At 71.0% G+C, this 19,332-nt stretch carries 20 protein-coding genes and 2 pseudogenes; 4 read left to right on the forward strand and 18 right to left on the reverse strand.

What is annotated here, in order from left to right; all coding sequences use genetic code 11:
• Positions 1-90: 90 nt before the first annotated feature.
• The 5 genes from ACIO5E_RS15975 to ACIO5E_RS15995 all read right to left on the reverse strand — a co-directional run bounded on the left by ACIO5E_RS15975 (position 91) and on the right by ACIO5E_RS15995 (position 3,741).
• Entirely contained in the window at positions 91-1,002 is a 912-nt protein-coding gene (locus ACIO5E_RS15975; protein WP_400667719.1) for a hypothetical protein, read from the reverse strand.
• A 245-nt stretch (positions 1,003-1,247) separates the two neighbouring features.
• A complete protein-coding gene (locus ACIO5E_RS15980; RefSeq protein ID WP_400667721.1) occupies positions 1,248-1,715 on the reverse strand; it encodes an NUDIX hydrolase in 468 nt (155 codons plus the stop codon).
• 128 nt (positions 1,716-1,843) lie between these two features.
• Positions 1,844-2,443, reverse strand: coding sequence for a class IV adenylate cyclase (gene cyaB / locus ACIO5E_RS15985; protein ID WP_400667723.1), 600 nt, complete (start codon positions 2,441-2,443; stop codon positions 1,844-1,846).
• Positions 2,444-2,723: 280 nt separating this feature from the next.
• Positions 2,724-2,921, reverse strand: coding sequence for a DUF397 domain-containing protein (locus tag ACIO5E_RS15990; RefSeq protein WP_400667725.1), 198 nt, complete (start codon positions 2,919-2,921; stop codon positions 2,724-2,726).
• A complete protein-coding gene (locus ACIO5E_RS15995; protein ID WP_400667727.1) occupies positions 2,914-3,741 on the reverse strand; it encodes a helix-turn-helix domain-containing protein in 828 nt (275 codons plus the stop codon). Before ACIO5E_RS15995 ends, ACIO5E_RS15990 begins: the two co-directional genes overlap by 8 nt.
• A 342-nt stretch (positions 3,742-4,083) precedes the next feature.
• On the opposite strand from ACIO5E_RS15995, the gene ACIO5E_RS16000 reads away from it, so the two are divergent.
• A complete protein-coding gene (locus ACIO5E_RS16000; protein WP_400667729.1) occupies positions 4,084-4,533 on the forward strand; it encodes an ATP-binding protein in 450 nt (149 codons plus the stop codon).
• Between the two features lie 14 nt (positions 4,534-4,547).
• On the forward strand, positions 4,548-5,099 hold the full coding sequence (locus ACIO5E_RS16005) for a hypothetical protein (RefSeq protein ID WP_400667731.1): 552 nt from the start codon (positions 4,548-4,550) through the stop codon (positions 5,097-5,099).
• 431 nt (positions 5,100-5,530) lie between these two features.
• On the opposite strand, the gene ACIO5E_RS16010 is transcribed toward ACIO5E_RS16005, so the two are convergent.
• From ACIO5E_RS16010 to ACIO5E_RS16050, 9 genes and pseudogenes are all read right to left on the reverse strand, one after another.
• A complete protein-coding gene (locus ACIO5E_RS16010) occupies positions 5,531-6,361 on the reverse strand; it encodes a DUF2785 domain-containing protein (RefSeq protein ID WP_400667733.1) in 831 nt (276 codons plus the stop codon).
• A 221-nt stretch (positions 6,362-6,582) separates the two neighbouring features.
• Positions 6,583-6,726 (reverse strand): annotated as a pseudogene (locus tag ACIO5E_RS16015) (IS5/IS1182 family transposase); the annotation flags it as partial.
• A gap of 52 nt (positions 6,727-6,778) precedes the next feature.
• Positions 6,779-7,660 carry a S41 family peptidase gene (locus tag ACIO5E_RS16020; RefSeq protein WP_400667735.1) on the reverse strand — a complete coding sequence of 294 codons (882 nt, stop codon included), beginning with the start codon at positions 7,658-7,660 and terminating at the stop codon, positions 6,779-6,781.
• 219 nt (positions 7,661-7,879) lie between these two features.
• Positions 7,880-8,338, reverse strand: a complete 459-nt coding sequence (locus tag ACIO5E_RS16025; protein ID WP_400667736.1) for a MarR family winged helix-turn-helix transcriptional regulator — start codon at positions 8,336-8,338, stop codon at positions 7,880-7,882.
• Positions 8,331-9,089, reverse strand: a complete 759-nt coding sequence (locus ACIO5E_RS16030) for an alpha/beta fold hydrolase (RefSeq protein ID WP_400667738.1) — start codon at positions 9,087-9,089, stop codon at positions 8,331-8,333. The genes ACIO5E_RS16025 and ACIO5E_RS16030 overlap by 8 nt, the downstream gene beginning before the upstream one ends.
• Before the next feature lie 278 nt (positions 9,090-9,367).
• Positions 9,368-10,651: a sugar ABC transporter permease gene (locus ACIO5E_RS16035; RefSeq protein ID WP_400667740.1), complete on the reverse strand. Its 1,284-nt coding sequence runs from the start codon at positions 10,649-10,651 to the stop codon at positions 9,368-9,370.
• Positions 10,648-11,433 (reverse strand): ATP-binding cassette domain-containing protein, encoded by a 786-nt coding sequence (locus ACIO5E_RS16040; protein ID WP_400667741.1) that lies wholly within the window; start codon positions 11,431-11,433, stop codon positions 10,648-10,650. The genes ACIO5E_RS16035 and ACIO5E_RS16040 overlap by 4 nt, the downstream gene beginning before the upstream one ends.
• A 57-nt stretch (positions 11,434-11,490) precedes the next feature.
• Positions 11,491-12,585 (reverse strand): sugar ABC transporter substrate-binding protein, encoded by a 1,095-nt coding sequence (locus ACIO5E_RS16045; RefSeq protein WP_400667743.1) that lies wholly within the window; start codon positions 12,583-12,585, stop codon positions 11,491-11,493.
• Positions 12,586-12,924: 339 nt separating this feature from the next.
• Entirely contained in the window at positions 12,925-13,290 is a 366-nt protein-coding gene (locus ACIO5E_RS16050) for a hypothetical protein (RefSeq protein ID WP_400667745.1), read from the reverse strand.
• A 288-nt stretch (positions 13,291-13,578) separates the two neighbouring features.
• Here ACIO5E_RS16050 and ACIO5E_RS16055 point away from each other — a divergent pair, with 288 nt between their 5' ends.
• Both ACIO5E_RS16055 and ACIO5E_RS16060 read left to right on the forward strand, forming a co-directional pair.
• Positions 13,579-14,055, forward strand: coding sequence for a hypothetical protein (locus ACIO5E_RS16055; RefSeq protein ID WP_400667747.1), 477 nt, complete (start codon positions 13,579-13,581; stop codon positions 14,053-14,055).
• A gap of 56 nt (positions 14,056-14,111) precedes the next feature.
• Positions 14,112-16,442 carry a tetratricopeptide repeat protein gene (locus ACIO5E_RS16060; RefSeq protein WP_400667749.1) on the forward strand — a complete coding sequence of 777 codons (2,331 nt, stop codon included), beginning with the start codon at positions 14,112-14,114 and terminating at the stop codon, positions 16,440-16,442.
• Positions 16,443-16,572: 130 nt separating this feature from the next.
• Here ACIO5E_RS16060 and ACIO5E_RS16065 read toward each other — a convergent pair.
• From ACIO5E_RS16065 to ACIO5E_RS16080, 4 genes and pseudogenes are all read right to left on the reverse strand, one after another.
• Positions 16,573-16,748 (reverse strand): annotated as a pseudogene (locus tag ACIO5E_RS16065) (IS630 family transposase); the annotation flags it as partial.
• A gap of 52 nt (positions 16,749-16,800) precedes the next feature.
• Positions 16,801-17,955, reverse strand: a complete 1,155-nt coding sequence (locus ACIO5E_RS16070; RefSeq protein ID WP_400667750.1) for a Gfo/Idh/MocA family protein — start codon at positions 17,953-17,955, stop codon at positions 16,801-16,803.
• Positions 17,952-18,212, reverse strand: coding sequence for an oxidoreductase C-terminal domain-containing protein (locus ACIO5E_RS16075; protein ID WP_400667751.1), 261 nt, complete (start codon positions 18,210-18,212; stop codon positions 17,952-17,954). The genes ACIO5E_RS16070 and ACIO5E_RS16075 overlap by 4 nt, the downstream gene beginning before the upstream one ends.
• 73 nt (positions 18,213-18,285) lie before the next feature.
• Complete coding sequence (locus ACIO5E_RS16080) at positions 18,286-19,182, reverse strand: neutral zinc metallopeptidase (RefSeq protein WP_400667753.1); 897 nt, start codon at positions 19,180-19,182, stop codon at positions 18,286-18,288.
• Between the last annotated feature and the right edge of the window lie 150 nt (positions 19,183-19,332).

A 19,332-nucleotide genomic window follows, 5' to 3' on the forward strand; every position in this document is an offset into this window, starting at 1 on the left:
CGGCCCTGGTCCCGGTCCCGCCGCCTCGCGGAGGCGGCGGGACCAGGCCGCCGGCGCCAGCCGTTCCCGTCCTGGGGCGGCATCCGGCCGTCAGGCGGCGGCAAGGCCTCCCAGGTTCAAGTCGGCGCTCTTCCCGGACCGCAGCGCCGCTCTGGCGCGGTCCGCGCCGGTGCGGGCGGCCGCCGCGCCGCTGCCGACTCCGACCGGACGGGGTGCGAAGCCCGCACACGGGCCGCAGATGCCCGGGCGGGGCACCGGATCGTGGCACCCGGCGCACTCGGCGTACCGGGCCGCTGCGGGCCGCACGGCGGTCCGGGCGGTCCGGGCGGGCGGCATCTTGCGCTCCAGCCGGTAGCGGAACACCGCGACCGCCGAGTGCACCGGGGCGGGCAGACCCGGCAGCAGGGCCTGGGCGAGGTCGGCGGGGCCGCTGCCGCGTTCCAGCCACTGCGCGACCAGGGGCGCGAGTTCACGAGCCTCGGCCTCCCCCAGACGCAGGCGCGGCTCCGGGCGGATCACCCGGAACAGTGTGGCGACCGCCTCCCGGGCCTGCTCGTCCGGCACCGCCACGGGCGGCTCGTCGGCGGTGACCGGCTCCCCGGCTCGCCGGGCGGGGAGGGAAGGTTCTTTCCGCCGGTCCTTTACGAGGGCGACAGCACCGCCGGTTGCCGCCTCACCGGGCGCCGGACGGGTGGCACCCGGTGGCGAGAGCTGAGGGGTGTCGTAGACGTGGGTCTCGGTGATGATCGTGCCGTCTGGCATCCGGATCTTCTCGACCCGGTAGAAGCCGGCGTCGACCAGCTCCTTCAGCGCCTTGCGGATCGCGCCCCGCCCCTGGGGGCTGGTGTCGGCCATGTGCCGACCGTCCTCGCGCCAGCCGTCCGGGCGGGAGAGGAGGTCGGCGAGCAGGCCGCGGGCGGCGTAGGACAGCCGCCGGTACTGCAGCATGCCGTTGGGCAGCACGGTGAAGTTGCGCACCTGGGCGCTACGATGGACGCGCATCGGGAGGTCTCGCTCCTGTTGCCGGACCCCGGGGTGTTGGTAGCACCGCCGGGGTCGCCTATTTTCGGTTAGGTTACGGAACGTACCACAACGATCAGGCACACAACGGGCTTTCACGACAACCGCCCTGACGGCATGCCAGGCCCACCGTCGACGCCCGCACGGCCGCCGGGCGGCGAGGACTTCCCCGCACTCGACGGCCCCACACAGGACGGCCGCGAAGTCCTGGGGCAACATGACGGCGGCTAGCGCACCGCGGGGGTCGCCCCGGAGCGCCAGTCGGTCAGTCGCTTCCGGATGCTCGGCACCATCGCCAGCTCATCCGTCTCGGCCGGCGTGAACCACGCCACCTCGTGGGACTCGTCGGACACCCGAAGTTCCCCGCCGACCGGACGTCCGAGGAGGCAGATGGAGAACTCCTGGCGGACTTCGCCGTCGTCATAGGCGAAGACATGGCGGGGGTCGGTGTAGGTGCCGACGATCCCGGTGATCTCGACATCAAGGCCGGTCTCCTCGCGCGTCTCGCGGATACCGCACCCGGCGAGCGACTCACCGATGTCCATCCTGCCGCCGGGCAGGGCCCACATCCCGTTGTCAGTGCGGCGTTGGAGGAGGACGCGGCCCGCATCGTCGACCACGACGACGGACGCGGCCGGGACCAACGAGTTCGCCTCGGGAGCGTTCGGGTCGTCCTCGTAGTCACGCCTGGGCATGATCCACCACCTCCGCTGTCGGGATCGTCCACACGTCACGTCCGGGTCCTCCTACGGCTGGTGGGCCACGCAACCTCCCGACCGTCGGGGCGCGCCCTCTCCTTGTGGCTGGCCCATGACCAAACCCGTCAGGTGCGAGCTGCGGCCACCGCGTCCGTGTATAGCTCAGTCGTCAGATCGTCCTCACCGATCCCGAGGTCGACCAGCACGGCCCGCACGGTATCGAGCGCCGCTCCGAGGCCATCCGGAGTGGCCTCAGCGGTCTCTACCTCGATGAACGTCGCGTCGAGCTCTGGGACGCGGACGAGCGTGGCGAGGCACTGCCGGCCGTCGCGCTCGAAGGCGTAATTGCGGCACCGCTTCTCGAACTGGATGCGCGAGGTGAAGCCGATGCCGCGAATGATCTCGTGAACCGCCTCGGAGTCCTCCACCCGCGTCTCCGCCTCCCACTTCGACCCGGACGCTTCGTCCACCCGGGCGCCCTTGTACGTGAGCACGGTGCGGGTGTCGTCGGGCGCGTGAACAGTGCGGATCCTGAGCTCGCGGTCGGCACCCATCAGGCTGCCGTCCGGTGCGTCGTAGTAGGTGTCACGGTAGACCTCGGCGCGGCCGGCGCCGTACTGCTCCTCCAACTGCGTGAGGACATGTTCGGGGTCGCGTACGACTGCCTTGAGCTCCGCCTCGATCGCCATGCCGGTTCCTCCTTCGGACCACGCGTTGAGCGCCATCCAGCAACACCTCGAACTGCCGCTGCCAGCCCCGGTAGAGCGGGCCCGACGGGGTGGGCAGCACCTTGTCTGCCACGGGGGGGGCGGCATCAAGCCCACGGCCACATCCCCGAGCACCCGGCACTGTCGCCGACCAGCTCACCGCCGCCCACGCAAAACGCTCGGCCGGGAAGCCCCAGCCGAGCGTCTGGCCGACGTCCTCGCGACCGGACAACCGACCACGTGTTGCGTCACTCCCTGGAAGCAGCCCCGGGCGGAGGCCTTCGCTTCCGGCTTCGGTTCAGACTTCGCCGAACTCGCCACTTCGGACAGCGGCAACGAACGACTCCCAGCCCTCGGCCGAGAAGGCCAGCGTCGGGCCCTGAGGGTCTTTGGAGTCACGGACCCTGCCCGGGTGCACATCGTCCACCTCGATGCAGCCACCCCCGCCATTGCTGTAGGTGCTCTTGCGCCACTTGGCGCCCGTTGGGTCATGCATGGTCCAGTTCCTTCCGTGCCTCCCGGATCATGGCCAAACTGTCCGGCTGGCTGAGCGCGTTGACCTGGAGTCGATCGTATCTATCGACCCATCGGGCCACCGTCTCGGCATCTTGTTCCAGGTATCCCCGTTGAAGCGTCTCCGTGTACCCGACCAAAGCGCGATTAGGGAGAGTCAAGAGCGTGACGGGGTGGGACAGCGGCCGATCTTCGGCGAGGCGGTACGGAGAGATCTGGATGATCACATTTGGGTGATCACTCAGGCTCTCCAGGTGAGAGAGTTGCGTGGCCATAATCTCTCGACCACCGATCGGTCGACGCAGGGTTCCCTCATCCAGAACGACATGGATCGTCGTTCCCCTGTCGAGCATGAGTTGACGTTGCGCCAGGAGGCCGAGTCTCCCGTCGGCCTGCTCCTGCGTCGCTTCCCCTCGTCGGACGATGCCAGCCTCGTAAGCTGCGCTGTAGTCCGGGTGCTGAAGTATGCCCGAGACCATATCCGTGTCGAACAGTCTGGCTGTGATCGCCTCGCGCTCCCGGCGAAGGTACTCGGAGAATCCCGGCAACAGAGCGCCGTTCTTCCAGCTCCACCACAGTCCCGTCAGGGCACCACCGGCATCGAGGGCGGCGTCCACGCGTTCTACGAACTTTAAAGACGGCGCTTGTTTAGCTCGCTCCACGTTCGAGATGTAGACGTTGGAGTACCCGACTCGCGCGCCGATTTCGATCTGTGTCATCCCCTTGGCCTGGCGCGACCTGCTGATCTGAACAGCGAGTGCTTCCAAGGGGGATGACGTTGGGTCAAGTGTGCGACGAACCAAGATTGCCTTCTTTAAAATCCGCCAGACTAGAGATTTGAAACTCTTTCGATCCTAGAGCAGGCTGAGCCATCCTGGTAGTCATTCGACTACCGACCGAATCCACCCTGTCGAGCGGCAATTGCACGCGCCCCCACTGAGACACCCACGAGGCGCGCATCACAATCAAGCCCCCCGTCCACCATCCGATCGAGCGAGCCAAGGCCGTCCGTCGGCACTGAAGGTAGCCCACAGCCGCCACTTGCGCCCGGAGGCAAACGCCTGACCGCCGCATGACGCTGCATCAGGCAGGCCGGAACACGGCGCACTCAATTCGCACAGATCCTTCCCTTGAGGTGCTTCGCCATGCTCAAAGTCCGCACCGCCCCGCGCCCCCGCACGTTCGCGGCCCGCCTGGACTCCCGCACCGAATCCACGCCGCTGGCCCGGTACTTGCTCCGGGCCTACCTCACCGCCCTCCCCACCGGCGACCGCTACGCCGACATCGCCGAACTCCTCCTCGGCGAGCTCTTCGCCAACGCCGTCCAGCACACCGACGCACCCGCCGACCGCCTGATCGAGGTCCGCTTCGCCCTGATCGGCGACCGCCTGCGCCTCGAAGTCCACAACGCGGGCAGCGGCCGCCCGTCCCTCCGGGCCGCCGCGCCCGAGGACGAGCACGGGCGCGGCCTCTTCCTCGTCAACGAGCTGGCCGAGCGCTGGGGTTGCTGCCCCCGCGCCGGCGGCATCGGCAAGTTCGTCTGGGCGCTGATCGCGCCCTCCCCCGTCGCCACACTCACCGTCCTCGCCGTCTGAAGGTGCCTCTCTCCATGCGACTCGCCCTCACCGCCCGGCACCTGTTCGACACCGGTTCCACGCCCGCCGACGCCTACGCCGCCCTGGCCCGCCGCACCCGCGAACCGGTCCGCTCCGCCCGCGCCGTCTGCATCGCCCTCGGCATCCCCGCCGCCGAGACGCAGCTCCGCCTCGACGACTGCTACGACGCCCTGCTCACCAACCCGCGCCCCGGCTCCGAGGCCGACACCGGCGAACTCCTCGAAGCCCTCGGCGTGTTCGACGTCCCCAAGACCCTCAGTCCCACCGAGCTCGCCGTCGTCGGCCTCTTCCTCACCGCCATCGACGCCCTCGGCGGCATCCGCGCCGGCCACCAGCACGGCCTGGCCCGCTGGTTCGTCACCGGCAACCTCACCGCCGCCTACCTCTCCCTCTCCGCCACCCGGCCCCGCCCCACCACCGGCGACCCCGCCCACTACTGGACCGCCCTCGTCACCGCCGGCGAACTCCTCACCGCCACCCCCGCCCCCGACACCCGCATCAACCACGCCCTCACCCACTGCCGCACCCAAGCCACCCACACCTGAAAACCCGTTCCGCGCACAGGAAATCGACCCCGCCGACTTCCTGCGCAACGCGATCGACCGAGCCAGATCAACCGGGTACTACTCGCCAGGCCTGCGAGTAGCACCCGGGAGCGGTCGGGCCCAAGGGACGCCAGCCGTCCACGACATCGATCGGCGCCCCGTCCACTTCCACGCACCTCGACGCCACACACCACGGACCGAGAGGATGAGATGACCACACGGCCCCGCCGCCCCTGGTCCCGGGGTCGCCGGGCGGCGAGGACTTCCCCGCACTCGACGGCCTCACGCAGGACGGCCGCGAAGTCCTGGGCAATATGACGGCGGCCAGGGCGTGTTTGGGAACTCGTCGACCTGTCCGGTTGGCCGTCGGGCGCCTGCCGGTGAGACGCGCCCCCGGGAGACGTACCTCACCACGCGGTGACACCCGCCCGTCATGCCCCCTGGAAGGTCAGGGCCAGCACCTCCGTCAGGCGCCGCTTCAGCGCCTCCGCGTGCGGCGGGCGCCCGGGGGCGGGGGCGCCGTCGATCCGGACCCCGGTGTCGGCGAGGAGGTACAGCATCCGCAGCGTGCGCATGGCGTTGGAGGTGTGCGCGGCCACGGTGGGGGCGCCGCGCCGGCCGGCGACGAAGTCCGTCTCGATCGCGTCCAGCCAGCCGACGGCCTCGGCCTCGGACAGTTCCGGCCGGGTGAGCGTGCGGGCGACGCCCTGGGCGAGCCGGTCGTCCTCCTGTTGGGCGAAGAGCTCGTCGGTCGGAACCACGAGCCGCTCCGCCGCCAGCGCGAGCATCTCCTTCGGGTCGACCTCCGGATGGAGCCCGAAGGCGCCCAGCAGGTCAGCGCCGTGCGCGACGGCGTGGAGCCAGCCGAGCTTGGGGTCGTACCCGCGCAGGTCCGTCTCGGCCGGGAACCAGCGTCGGAAGGCGGCGAGCCATGCTGGGTCGAAGTCGCCGCGACCGACGATCATGCCGAGCACGAGCGGGGCGAAGGTGCGCGCCTGGATCTCGGGGTCGTCGAACCGGTCGGCCATCACGGTACCCAGCTGGGCGCGCAGCGGCTTGTCGATGACGTCCCGCTGGATCCACGTCCGCAGCACCACGTAGGGAGCGCCGTCGCGGATATCCGGGTCGGGGTGGCGGAGGGCCTCGGCCAGTTCGGTGGCGAGGGCCGGCAGTTCGGCCGCCGCCGGGGCGGGGCAGTCGTTCTCGTAGAGGTACAGCCAGCGGGCCGCGTCGATCGGCGGCCTGTCGTCGGTCTTGATCACTGCCTCACCTTCGGGGAGGGTCCCCGGCAAGGCAACCGATTATCGGACGGATGCGGGGCGAGCAGGCGGCCCGGGCCCCATGGGGGCCGCCTGTCAGTACGCCTCACCACGCTCGCCCCATGACCACGCATGGAACCACGTTGACCGCATCTGACCGTCGGCTGCGGGAGTTCGCGCCCCGCACACCGTGACGGCCACCGAGGCGAACCAGACGTGGTCTTCCCGCGCCGCTTGCGGTTGGCGGCCTGGTCGGCAGGCTCCGGGATCGTGCAGCGGATTCCCCGCTTTCGCAGGTAGGCCCGGTTGGCGCGGGAGGAACAAGCCTTGTCGCCTCGCACCCGCGGTGGACGGACACGCGGTCGGCCGGGGCCATAGCCAGTCCCCCGGCTGCTCAGGACGGAGCAGCCGGGGACTCGACTACGCGCGAAGGTGTTCCAGTGCCTTCTCCAGCGCGTCCTCGGCGGCAACCGCCACGTCCGGCTCTACGCCAACGCCCTCCCAGTTGGTGCCGGTGACCGGGTTGATCGAGCGGGCCGCCGGCACGGTCACCGTCACATGCGGCGCAACAGGAATACGGGCCGTCGGGTGGGCGCCACCGCGCGTCGTCTGCCCGACCAGCGTCGCACGCTTGAGCACCTTCAGGTTGTACGCCAGCTCCTCCCCGCCGGAGAACGTGAAGTCGCTGGTCAGCACCGCCACCGGCCGGTCCGAATAGCGCGGCGCGGCGAGGTGCCCGAGGGTCCAGTACTGGCGGGTGGAGTCGGTAGCCCGGTCGTAGATGTCGTTGAGGTGCACCTCGTCGTCAGCGAAGAAGTAGCTGCACCACAGCTGCACGCCCTCCGGTGAACCGCCGCTGCACTGCCGCAGGTCGATGACCAACGCCTCGGTGGAAGCGACCAGTTGCATCGCGGCGGCGATCGCGGGACCGCCCATCCCGGCCGGGGGAATCATGCGCAGGTCGAGGTAGCCGATGTTGCCGTCGAGCTGCTCTGCCCGCCGGATGCCGTAGTTCTTCTCCCGGGCGTACCGCTCGAACCGGGCCCGGGCGACGTCCTCCGGCTCCTCGTCCATCGACTGCGGCTCCTCGCTCCACAGCAGCCGCAGGTGCTTGTCCGGACACACCCCCTGCAAGTCCTCCGTGACCCGCTCGCACAGTCCCCGCTCGTCCAGGCCCTCATAAGCGCCTTCCGCCAGCCGGTTCCGGATCGCCACTTCAATGGCCGCCGTCTTCTCGGGGAACACGTAACCAGCGGCGATCCGGGCGAGGGCGGTGTCGAGTATCGCTCCATGGGTGATCATTCGCGCGATCGTAGATCAAGGCCGAACCGATGCCCAGCGGTTTCTCGGCACCGGGTGGCGCCGGGGTCGCGCAGTCCTGCGCGGTCGTTCGCCCAGAACGCCTCGGAGCAGACGAACGTCCCGGTCGTCCACGGCTCGTACGACGACGGCCTCGCCACCTGGTGCACGGTCGTTCCTTCCCTTGGCGCGCTGCCGTTGGGTCCCGTGCGGTGCGTGGCGTCAGTCGAGGTTGAGGCGTTTGTTGAGGGCCTCGCCCGAAGGCAGGGTGTCGATGAATCCGTGGAGGAACTCGAGGACGGCGTCAGTGTCCAGGCCGGCGGAGGCGGCGTCGATCGAGGTGTAGAGGTCCTCTTCGATCCTGGCGACCGCGGTGGCCAGGCGTTCGCCCTCGGGGGTGAGGCTGAGTTGGAGGTAGCGGCGGTCTTCGGCGTCGGTGCGGCGCTCGACCAGCCCGGCCGTCACGGCGCGTTCGACCAGCCGGCTGGGGCTGGTGCCGCTTTCGCACACCAGGAGCTGTCCGAGCCCGTTGAGGCTCAAGGTGCCGTGCTGCTGGAGCAGGCGCAGCACCTCGGCCTGCGACGGGGTGATGCCGTGGGGTTTGAGCGCCTGGATGAGCAGCCGGTTGCCTTCGCGTTGGGCTGCCAGGATCGCGAAGCGGAGGTGTTCGGCCTTACGCACCGGCGGCCTGCCGGGTGGTCGGCAGGACGGCGGTGAGGAAGTCCTGGACCGCGGTGGCGTAGGTGGCCGGGTGGGAGAAGCGGAACATGTGGCCGGTGCGCGGCAGCACCACCTCCCGGGCGTCGGGGATGCCCGCGAGCATGATCTTGGAGGCGTTCTCTCCGATCAGGACGTCGTGCGAGGGCGTCAGGATCAGGGTCGGGACCTGGACCCGGCCGAGTACCTCGACGTAGTCGGCGGTGAGGACGGCCTGCACGCGCGCGCCGAAGGAGGCGGCCGGGGTGTTGGCGAGGAACACTTCGCGGCTGCGCGCCTCGCTCCAGGGCACCTGCCCCTCGCCGTCGAACGGGGAGGCGAGGCGGTGGGCGTGAGCTCGCAGCGTCAACTGCCGGTAGAACGGGCCGCGGGCCTTGCCCATCACCTGCGCCAGCGCCTTCCACGGCTTCGAGTCGACCGGGTTGGCCGCGAATCCGCCGGACGCGACCAGGGCGCGCAGGCCCTGCGGGCGGCGGGTGGCCAGCGCGAGCGCGATGTTCGCACCGAACGAGTCGCCGACCAGCACGTAGTCGTCGAGGTCCGCGACCGCGTTCTCGACGAAGTCGGCGTAGCGCTCGATGTCGTTCACGCCCTCGGGCAGGCGCAGCGTGCGTCTGGGCAGTTCCCCGTAGGGGGCGAGCTGCTCGGCGCTCCACGGGGCGCCGGAGAAGCAGGGGATGAAGACGAGGGTCGGAACCTTCTCGGTAGTGCTCATATCGGACACATTACATGACACATGTGTCGTGTAATGTGTTACCTGGGTCACATGGAGATCCGCCCCCATGCGCTCGTCCACCTCTCGGCGCGGTGTCGCCGGCCGAAGGGGAGGTCTGGAGCATCCGGATCAGGTCGTAGCCACGGATCTCGCCGGTGGGCAGGGAGCCGGCGACGCGGAGCATGTCGCCCCAGTGGGCGCGGGCGGGACGAGCCCCGTGTTCTCTGGCCCGGCCCCCGCGGTGCTGCGGGGGCGCGGGCCGGGCCTTTCGGACTTTCCTAGGTGCGGGCGGCGGCGGTGCGGGTGCGGCGGGAGAGGGAGTCCAGGACGACGGCCGCGAGCAGGACCGCGCCGGTGATCATGTACTGGATGGCCTGGGCGGCGTGGACCATGTCCAGGCCGGTGGTGATGGACTGGATCACCAGGATGCCCAGCAGGGCCGACCAGGTCTTGCCGCGGCCGCCGAACAGGCTGGTGCCGCCGATGACGGCGGCGGCGATCGCGCTCATCAGGACGTTGCCGCCGCCCAGTTGCTTGTCGGCGGAGCCCTGCTGGGAGGCGTAGAACAGCCCGCCCAGACCGGCCAGGAACGCGGAGAGCATGAAGACGGAGATCCGCACCCGGGCGACGTTGACGCCGGCGCGCCGGGCCGCCTCCACGCCGCCGCCGACCGCGAAGATCTGCCGCCCGTAGGGGGTGCGGCGCAGGACGAAGTCGGTGAGGACGACGACGCCCACCAGCACGACCAGGGGCAGCGGCAGGCCGCGGTCCTGGTTGAGGGCGTAGGCGGTGGCGAGGGTGAGCACGGCCAGGGCGCCGGTGCGGATGGCGGTGTCGGCGGTGGGGCGGGCGGTGAGGCCGGCGGCGCTGCGGCGGCGGGCGGTGCGCAGGTGGGCGAGCAGGTAGAGGGCGGGGGCGAGGACGGCCAGGGCCCAGGCGTAGGCGATGTCGCCGTCGCCGAGGAAGGTGGTGTCCAGGGTCGCGATGAGGCCGCCGTGGCGGTTGTTGACGGTGCCGAGGTCGCCGAGGACGTACTCCTGCAGGCCGCTCCAGGTGAGCATGCCGGCGAGGGTGACGACGAAGGCGGGCACGCCGACGCGGGCGAAGAAGAGGCCGTGCAGCAGGCCCATGACGGTGGCGGCGGCCAGCGCGGCGAGGACCGCGATCCATTCGTTGACGCCCTGGCGCACGGCGAGGACGGCGGCGAGCGCGGCGCTGGCGCCGGCCACCGAGCCGAGGGAGAGGTCGATCTCGCCGAGGATGAGGACGAAGACGACGCCGACGGCGATGAGGCCAGGGCCGGCGATGAAGCGGGTGATGTTGGTGAGGTTGTCGGCCTGGAGGAAGTGGCCGGTGACGGACTGGAAGATGACGGCGATCAGGATGAGGCCGACGACGACGGGCAGGGAGCCGAGTTCGCCGGCGGCCAGGCGGCGGCGGGCGGCGTCCAGGTAGCCGGCGGGCCCGGCGGCCCGGGTGTGCAGGCGGGGGTCGGCCCCGGGGGCCACCGGGTCGGCGCCGGGGGCCGCAGGGGTGTCGGCGGGGGTGGTGGGGGTGGTCATGCGGCGTCCTCCTCCTCGGTGTGGCGGGCCTGGCGCCGGGCGTGGGCGTTGTCGGTGGCTCCGGTGATGGCGGAGACGATCTGCTCCTGGGTGGTGCCGGCGACGGGGAAGACGCCGTTGTTGCGGCCCAGGCGCAGGACGGCGACGGTGTCGGCGACGGCCCGCACGTCGGCCATGTTGTGGCTGATCAGGACGACGGCCAGGCCGCGTTCGCGCAGCCGCTCGACGAGGTCGAGGACCTGGGCGGTCTGTTCGACGCCGAGGGCGGCGGTGGGCTCGTCCAGGATGACGAGGGCGGGTTCGCCGACCAGGGCGCGGGCGATGGCGACGACCTGGCGTTGGCCGCCGGAGAGCGCGGCGACGGGGGTGCGCACGTCGGGGATGCGGATGGCGAGGGTGTCCAGGAGTTCGCGGGCGTGCCGCTCCATGGCGACCTCGTCCAGGAGCCCGCGGCGGCGTTTCTCGCGGCCGAGGAACAGGTTCGCGATGACGTCGAGGTTGTCGCACAGGGCGAGGTCCTGGTACACGGTGGCGATGCCGAGGGCCTGTGCGTCCTGCGGGCGGGTCAGGCGCACGGGCCGGCCGTGCCAGGCGATGGTGCCCTCGTCGACGGGGTGGACGCCGGCGATGGTCTTGACGAGGGTGGACTTGCCGGCGCCGTTGTCGCCGACGAGGGCGAGGACCTCGCCGGGGTGGACGTCGAGGTCGACGTCGGTGAGGGCCTGGACGGCACCGAAGCGCTTGGAGACCGAGCGCAGCTGGAGGACGGGTGCGCCTGTCACGGTGAACCTTCTTCTGCGGTGGTGGACTTGGACCCGGGGCGGGCTGCCTGCGGAGGGCTACTTGAGGCCGGCGGCGGCGCAGGCGGCGGCGTAGTCGGCGGTGCAGATGTCGGAGACCTTGTAGAGGCCGTCGGCGACGACGGTGGAGGCGATGTTGGCCTTGGTGACGACCTTGGCGTCCAGGAACTTGGCGGGGATGCCCTTGTCGGTGGCGCTGTCGACGGTGGCGGTGGCGACGGTCTTGACGTCCTTGCCCTTCAGGAGGTCGACGGCCAGTTCGGCGGCGGAGTCGGCCAGCGGGCGGTAGGCCTTGTAGATGGTGAAGGCCTGGTCGCCGTTGACGATGCGCTGGATCGCGTCCAGGCCGGCGTCCTGGCCGCCGACGGGCACCTTGATGCCGGCGCCCTGGAGCTGGGTGATGATGGCGCCGGCCATGCCGTCGTTGGCGGAGTAGACGGCCTGGAAGCCGTTCTTGCCGAGCTCGGTGACGGCGGCGCCGATCTTCTGCCCGGCGACGGTGGCGTCCCACTGGCCGGACTGCTCGTAGACGATCTTCTTGACCTTGGTGTCGAGGATCTTGTGGGCGCCGGTCTTGAAGTCGGCGGCGTTGGGGTCGGCCTCGTCGCCGTTGATCATGGCGACGTTGGCGTCGGAGGCCCGCGGACCGAGGGCGTCGACGAGGGCCTGGCCCTGGAGTTCGCCGACCTTCTCGTTGTCGAAGGAGGCGTAGGCGGCGACCGGTCCGGTGGCCAGGCGGTCGTAGGAGACGATTTTGACGCCCTTGGCGGCGGCCTCCTGGACCCAGCCCTGGGTGGACTTGGCGTTGTAGGGGTCCAGGATGATCACCTTCACGCCCTGGGCGAGGAGGGTGTCGAACTGCTGCTTCTGCTTGGCGGCGCTGGCCTCGGCGTTGTTGTAGAGGACCTTGCAGTCCGCACACAGGGCGGCGACCTTGGCCTCGATGAAGGGGCGGTCGAAGGACTCGTAGCGGGTGGAGGAGGCGTTCTCGGGTAGGAGCAGCCCGATGGACTTGCCGTCTCCGGAGGCGGCCGCGTCCTTCTTGTCGCCGCCCGCTTTGCCGCAGGCGGCCATGGACAGGGCCAGCGAGATGCCGGTGGTGGCGATGAGGACGCGACGCAGTGCTGCGTTCATAGGGGTGCCTCTCCCTGACGTCGCCGCGGCTCTGCGGCGGAGTGGGGGGAGTTAAACCTGAACGCGTACATGACGTCAATAAGTAAAGTCAGACTGTGGGAAATGCGCCTCGACTCGTTATCTTCATGAACACTGACGGGGAGTTGAAACCTGGAGGAAGCTCCAAATGACGGAACGGCGGGACCCGTAGCGGGGCCCGCCGTTCAAGAGTCGATCAGCATGACGGAGCGTCAGGACGGCGGGAAGCCCGCCGGTCCCCCGTGCGGCGGGCGTCCCCTGTGCGGTGGTGGTGCAGGTGGCGATGCCGGCAGTGCCGGTGGTCCGGGTGGTGGCGGTGGGTCAGGGGCGGTCGAGGGTGAGCGAGTTGATCGGGCCCAGGTCGTACCAGACGCCGTTCTGCGCCGCGATGTCGTAGACGCAGTCGCTGCCGCCCGCGCCCCGGCACAGGTGGGCGTGCGCGCCGCCGCTCTGGTTGTTGAGGACCCAGTGGTTGCCGTTCTGGTTGCTCAGGTTGTGCGCGCCGTAGCTCCAGTACACGTCGCTGGGGCTGGCGGCCGGGTTCTGGTTCTGCGGGTAGACGCAGACGGCGCCGGACGGGCAGCCCGCCCAGGATCCGTCGGCGGCACCGGCGCTGCCGGTGCCCAGGGCGGTCAGGGCCGCGGTCGCGAGGGCGAGGGCGAGGGCGGCGTGGGTGATCCTGCGCATGGGTGGTTCTCCCTTGGCTGGTGAGCGGCCTGACGTGCGGTCCGGCCAGTGCTCAGCAGCCTAGGAAGGCGGCCGTGGCGGCGGTCCCTGACATCTGACAGGGGCGCGCCGCCGCACTGCGGGAGCTGTTACTGACTCCGGCGCCTCAGGGTGACGATTTGGCAGGTATTGCTGACGGCTGGTCACTTATCCTTGCTCGCCTGCGTAGCTGCGTGAATATCCGCCTGGGAACGGCGCCCGGCTCGCGGTACGGTCGGGGTCACGGTCGTCGACAAGGGGGGATTGCGCATGCTGTCCGAGGCGCTGACCGCGCTGGCCATGTCCGGTGGGACGGCGGTGATGAACGCGGCGGGGACCGAGGCATGGGAGGGGTTCCGAGGCCGGGTGGCCGCCTGGTTCGGGCGGGGGAACACCCAGCGTGAGAGTGCCGAGCTGGAGCGGCTGGGTCGCACTGGCGCCGAGCTCGCGGCAGCTGAGGGCGGGCAGCTGGAGCGGCTCCGGATCCGCCAGGAGGCCTCCTGGCAGGCCCGGTTCGAGGCGTTCCTGGAGGACCTGCCGGAGGACGAGCGCGAGCGCGCCGGCGAGGCGCTGCGCGAGCTGCTGGCCGAGAGCGCGGCCCAGGCCCAGGTGTCGGCCGGGGACGGCGGGATGGCGGTCGGCGGAAACGTGCACATCAGCGCCCAGGAAGGCTCGGTCGCCGCCGGTGTGATCCATGGGGGCGTGCAGATCGGCCACCCTCAGGTGCCGGATCCGTTCCAGGGCTGAATGGACCGGCCACGCCAAGCCCGTCACAAACCTCGCCACCGCCGCCGCTCACAGGGGTGCAGGCGAGCAACCACAGCTTCGCCGTCGGCCACGCCGACCAGGTGGCCTACTACGCCGGCCGGCATGCCCCGGCCGCCTGGCCGCACCAGGTTGGGGCGGCCCCAAACACCGCGCACTGCTTCCAGCGCCGGGCCGTTCTCGATACTCCCGACGCCCCTGTGCGCTGCCGGATACTGGTCGGCGCCGCCGGGGCCGGCAAGACCCAGCTGGCCGCGAACGAGGCCCGCACTGCCTGGCAGGCCGGGCAACTCGACCTGCTGGTCTGGGTCACCGCCGACAGCCGCGCGGCGATCCTGACCGCCTACGCCCAGGCCATCGCCGAGATCACCGGTAGTGACCCGGCCGATCCGGAGCAGGGCGCGCGGGAGTTCCTGGCCTGGCTCCGGCCGGGCGGGGCCGGGGAGACGGTTCGCCGGCTGATCGTCCTGGACGGTCTGGTCGACCCCGACGACCTGCGCGGACTCTGGCCGCCGGACCAGCCCGTGGGGCGGACCCTGGTCACCACCTGGCGCCGGGACCTGGCCCGCGAGGGGCTTGGCCGACAGGTGGTCACCGTGCCGTCGTTCAGCGCCGCCGAGGCCTTCGGCTACCTCACGGCGGTGCTCGCCGCGTCCGGCCGGGTCGAGCCGCCTGAGCAACTGGAGGCGCTCGCCCGCGAGCTGGGACACCTGCCGCTCGCGCTCGCGCAGGCGGCCGCCTACCTGGGCAGCACCGGTCTGAGTTGCGCCGACTACCTGCGCCTGCTCGGCGACGACGGTCGGCGGCTGGCCGACCTCGTGCCGGACCCGGGCGGACTGCCGGACGAGCAGAGCCTGCCGCTGCCATACGCCTGGGACCTCGCGCTGGAGCGCGCCGACGCCCTGGCGCCGGTCGGGACGGCGCGGATGCTGCTGGAACTGGCGGCGCCGCTGGCTTCCGACGGCATCCCGGCTGCCGTGCTGATCGCTGCGGTCAGGTACCTCGACCGGCAGCGGACCGACCGCCCGGCAGAGGACGCGGAGCCGGACGAGCGCGCCGACGAGACGCTCGCGCTGCTGCACCGGTGGAGCCTGCTCGACTACGACCCGGCGGACCAGGACCGGTCGGTGCGGGTCCACCCGATGTTGCAGCGAGCCGTCCGCGAGGGCGTGCCCGCGAGCCGGGCCGCAGAGCTGGCCGACGTGGCCGCCAACCTGCTCTTCGTCGCGTCCCGGACGTCGGCGGACGAGGCGAACTCGATGACGTTCTTCCTGGTTCCCCCGAGGGGTCGGGCTCCGCACCTGCGTTCGCGCGCCCTCGATTTCCCTCCGGACGTGCTGCGCTCCAACGTCGAAGCGCTGACCCGCAATGCCCCGGCCATGATGCTAGGCTCCGGCGAGCCCGAGCTTCGGTACGGGTGGAGTACCGGTCAGGAGCTGCACGACCTCGTACTCCGGGTGGGCGACACGCTGGCGGACGACGGCCGGCCACAGGCCGCACTGGACTACTTCGTAGCGCTGCTGCCGACGACGGCCGACCGGCTGGGAGCCCGACACGAGTCCGTGACGAAGCTGCGCGGCCGGATCGCGCGGCTGCGGGCGGAATCCGGCGACCTCGCCGCCGCGATCACCGAGTACCGTCGGATGATCGACGATCAACTGGCCCTGCTGGCCCCGGAGTACGAGCTGTACCCCTCCCAGCGGATCCACCTGGTCGAGGAGGTCACCGAGCTGCGCTACCGCCTGGCCTACTGGCTCGAACAGGCCGGCGACCTGCCGGGCGTCGCACGCGTCTATCGCGACCTGCTCGCCGATGACGGCTACATCGCGGCCGTCGACGGACGGACGGGCCCGCCCGACTTCACTCTGCGCCGCGACGCCGCCGAGTGGCAGGGAAAGGCGGGAGACGCGGCCGGGGCAGTGGTCGTGTACCGCCAGCTCGTCAACGAGCAGTTCCGCACGCGCGGGCCGGAGAACTCGGGCACCTTCGACACCCGTTTCAGCTTCGGCCACTGGCTGGGCGAGTCGGGCGACGCACGAGGGGCCGTGACCGTCCTGACCGACCTGCTCAACGACCAACTCCGCCTGGAGTCGCACGAGATCGCCCAGGGCACCCGGGACACGTGGTCCAACCCGTACGCGGTAGCCACCAACACCGACCGGTCCGCGATCTTCCGCACCCGCGCCGCCCTCGCCCGCTGGCGCGGCCAGTCCGGCGACCCTCGCGGCGCAGTGACCCTCCTCTCCGACCTGCTGAACGAGCAACTGCGTGTCCTCCGCCCGGACCATCCCGACCTCGCGACCACCCAGCAGGCACTCACGTACTGGCAGGAACAATCCCGGGGCAGGGGGTGGCTACGAAGGAGGTAGCCCTTGCAGGCCGCTTACCCCGGTGGCGGCTGGCGCGGGCAGCCGGACCGTCGGAGTCGGTGAGCCCTTTTCAGCCCTGCAGCTCCAGAGCTGCGACGGCTTTGGCGGCCAGCGTTACTGACCTCGGCGCTCAAGGTGATGGCGGTGGGAGGTCGAGGGAGAGTCCAGTTCCGGCGAGGAAGCCGTCGAGGACGTCTGCGCGCGGTACTGCAGTCGCTTGAGTCGGTTGCGGACGAGGGCTTCGAGTCGGTCGAGGGCGACGCTGGCGAGGTTCGCGAGACTGCGCTTGATGTGGGCCCACAGGTAAGGGTGCTCGGCGCGCCCCAGCCCTCGGCCGGAGGTACGCACGGCAAGGGGCTTACGGGCCCCAGGGTGCGAGCGTGGTCCTCCGGCCGGTCCGTGCCGCCTCTCGGATCTGTTCCAGCATGCGGTGCCGCCGGACGGCGTGCCGGAAGTCGGGAACGCCGTCCGCGCCCGGCGCGAGGCTCCCGGTGATCTGCTCGCGCAGCAGCGCGTACTCGTGGGCGACGTTGTAGGCGGGCTCGGCGGCTCGCTCGGTCCAGTGTGTCAGCGACCGCTGGTAGCGGGCGGGGACCGGAAGTTCGACCAAGCCGCCGTCGTCGCCTCGGGCGCCGTACAGGCGCAGCCGCCCCATCCACCACAGGTCGTGGTCGGCCTTCACGACGAGATCGCCCCGGGTGCCGTTGATCTCCCAGTGGAACCCGGTGGCGCGGGATGTGCCGCCGCGGAAGTGCGTCGTGGCCACGGCCCCCGATTCGAGCAGACCGGTCACGGCGATCTGGTCCTCGGTGCTCTTGGCCGCGACCGCCCCGCTGGTGACGTGGGTGACCTCGGGGCGCAGGTTCTCGATGTGAGCCGATGCCTCGCGGAACTCGCCGAGCACCATGGTCAGCGCGTCGACCGAGTGCCCGAAGGGGATCGACAGCAGGGTGGCGCCGCTCGTGACGTCCAGCACGTACGCGTGGTCATCGTCGTAGGTGGCCCCCCAGGGCCCGCCCCAGCCGAGCATGCTGGTCGACAGCACCCGCCCCACGTAGCCTTCGGCGACCAGGTCGCGCAGGTACCGAAGCGGTGGAGCCGACCGGGCCTGCAGGCCGACGGCCGTCAGCACTCCCCTGCGGTTCGCGAGGTCGGCCAGCTCCTCGGCCTGCGCGAGGTCGGCACCGAGCGGCCACTCGCTGAACACCGTCTTTCCCGCCTCGAGCGCGGGTCGGATGAGCTCGAGGTGGTGCGGCACCTTCACCGTCACGACCACGAGGTCGACTTCCTCGCTGCGGGCCAGCTCTTCCGCGCTGCTGAAGGTCAGCGGTACCGCGTACTTCTCGCCGGCCGCGCGCGCCGATGCGGCGCTGCCGGCGCTGAGGGCCCGCAGCTCGTATCCGTCGAGCCCGGTCAGTGCCGGCACATGGGCGGTGGCCGCCCACCCGCCGCGCGCGCTCAGACCCACGACGCCGACGCGAATCGGTCGCTGACGAGGGGAAGCGGATGTCATGAGTACACCCCAAGTGTTCGAGGTCGTATGCTCTCCCAGCAACGATCACCAGCGAGTGGAGGACACGGCCCGGCGGCCGTGACGGTGGTCCAGGGTGCGTGTTCGACGACCAGTCGGCGCAGCGTGCGCGGTTCGCGGGGGTTGTTCCAGCCGAGCACGCCGGCCACCGCTCCCTGGTGGCCGTAGGCGGCGGTGAAGCGGCCGGTGGACGGGTCGCCGGAGATGACGCGCAGGTCCGCGTCGGGTGCGGTCAGCACGCACTGGCCTGGTCAGGCGGTCAGCCGCTCACTGACCGCCTTTGACCACTGACCGTATTCGGAAGGATTTCGGCTAGAGCTTGCTGAAGGTGTCGCACTGGGCGAGGTCGCCGGTGCGGTAGCCGGTGGTGAACCAGGTCTTGCGCTGCTCGGCCGAACCGTGCGTCCAGCTCTCCGGGTTGACCCGGCCGGTGGCCTGCTTCTGGATCCGGTCGTCGCCGACGGCCGCGGCCGCGTCCAGGCCCTGGGCGATGTCCTGGTCGGTGAGGGAGGCGATCAGTGGCCGGCCGGTGGAGGGCTGCGGGGTGGTGGTGGCGTGGTGCGCCCACACCCCGGCGTAGCAGTCGGCCTGCAGTTCCAGCTTCACGGCGGCGCTGTTGGCGCCCTGGCGGTCGTTGCCCACCTTCTGCATGGTGCCGGTCAGGGTCTGGATGTGGTGGCCGTACTCGTGCGCGACGACGTAGGACTCGGCGAAGGGCCCGCCCTTGGCGCCGAAGCGGGCCGACAGCTCGTTGAAGAAGCCGAGGTCGAAGTAGGCCTTCCGGTCGCCGGGGCAGTAGAACGGGCCGACGGCGGAGGTCGCCGGGCCGCAGGCGGTGGAGACCTGACCGGTGAACAGCACCGTCTCGGCGTTGCGGTAGGCGGTGCCGGTGCGCCGCGGCAGCTCGGTGCGCCAGAAGTCCTGCAGGCTGTTGGTGACCGCCACGATCCGGCAGTCCTGGCGCTTGTTGGCGTCCGCGCCGGTCTTGCAGGCCTGCCGCACCTCGCCGGCGGTGTGCGCGCCGCCCGAGCCGGTGGCGCCGCCGCCGGAGGACAGGCCCAGCAGCTGGGGGTCCACGCCCAGGATGACCGCGAACAGCACCGCGATCAGGCCCACCGCCCCGCCGCCGATGGCGACCTTCCCGCCCGGGATCCCGCGCCGGTCGTCCACCTGGGAGGTGTCGAGGTCGCCCTGGTCGTCGAACTGCATGCCCCTGCCCGTTCTGTCTTGTTCGTCAGTGCTGGTGACGGTCTGTGCCGGTGACGGCCCGCCCAGCCTACGGGCAGCGGGCGACGACGTGGCGCAGCGGGGCGGGGCGGTCGGCCTGAGGGCGGTCGGCCTGCGTAGGGCTGCGGGGTG

The organism is Kitasatospora sp. NPDC087314, from assembly GCF_044744365.1.
Taxonomy (GTDB): domain Bacteria; phylum Actinomycetota; class Actinomycetes; order Streptomycetales; family Streptomycetaceae; genus Kitasatospora.

Coding starts and splice junctions, on each gene's coding strand:
- ACIO5E_RS15975 (WP_400667719.1), bottom strand. CDS start 1,002: ATGCGCGTCCATCGTAGCGCCCAGGTGCGCAACTTCACCGTGCTGCCC.
- ACIO5E_RS15980 (WP_400667721.1), bottom strand. CDS start 1,715: ATGCCCAGGCGTGACTACGAGGACGACCCGAACGCTCCCGAGGCGAAC.
- cyaB (WP_400667723.1), bottom strand. CDS start 2,443: ATGGCGCTCAACGCGTGGTCCGAAGGAGGAACCGGCATGGCGATCGAG.
- ACIO5E_RS15990 (WP_400667725.1), bottom strand. CDS start 2,921: ATGCATGACCCAACGGGCGCCAAGTGGCGCAAGAGCACCTACAGCAAT.
- ACIO5E_RS16000 (WP_400667729.1), top strand. CDS start 4,084: ATGCTCAAAGTCCGCACCGCCCCGCGCCCCCGCACGTTCGCGGCCCGC.
- ACIO5E_RS16005 (WP_400667731.1), top strand. CDS start 4,548: ATGCGACTCGCCCTCACCGCCCGGCACCTGTTCGACACCGGTTCCACG.
- ACIO5E_RS16020 (WP_400667735.1), bottom strand. CDS start 7,660: ATGATCACCCATGGAGCGATACTCGACACCGCCCTCGCCCGGATCGCC.
- ACIO5E_RS16030 (WP_400667738.1), bottom strand. CDS start 9,089: ATGAGCACTACCGAGAAGGTTCCGACCCTCGTCTTCATCCCCTGCTTC.
- ACIO5E_RS16035 (WP_400667740.1), bottom strand. CDS start 10,651: ATGACCACCCCCACCACCCCCGCCGACACCCCTGCGGCCCCCGGCGCC.
- ACIO5E_RS16045 (WP_400667743.1), bottom strand. CDS start 12,585: ATGAACGCAGCACTGCGTCGCGTCCTCATCGCCACCACCGGCATCTCG.
- ACIO5E_RS16050 (WP_400667745.1), bottom strand. CDS start 13,290: ATGCGCAGGATCACCCACGCCGCCCTCGCCCTCGCCCTCGCGACCGCG.
- ACIO5E_RS16055 (WP_400667747.1), top strand. CDS start 13,579: ATGCTGTCCGAGGCGCTGACCGCGCTGGCCATGTCCGGTGGGACGGCG.
- ACIO5E_RS16070 (WP_400667750.1), bottom strand. CDS start 17,955: ATGACATCCGCTTCCCCTCGTCAGCGACCGATTCGCGTCGGCGTCGTG.
- ACIO5E_RS16080 (WP_400667753.1), bottom strand. CDS start 19,182: ATGCAGTTCGACGACCAGGGCGACCTCGACACCTCCCAGGTGGACGAC.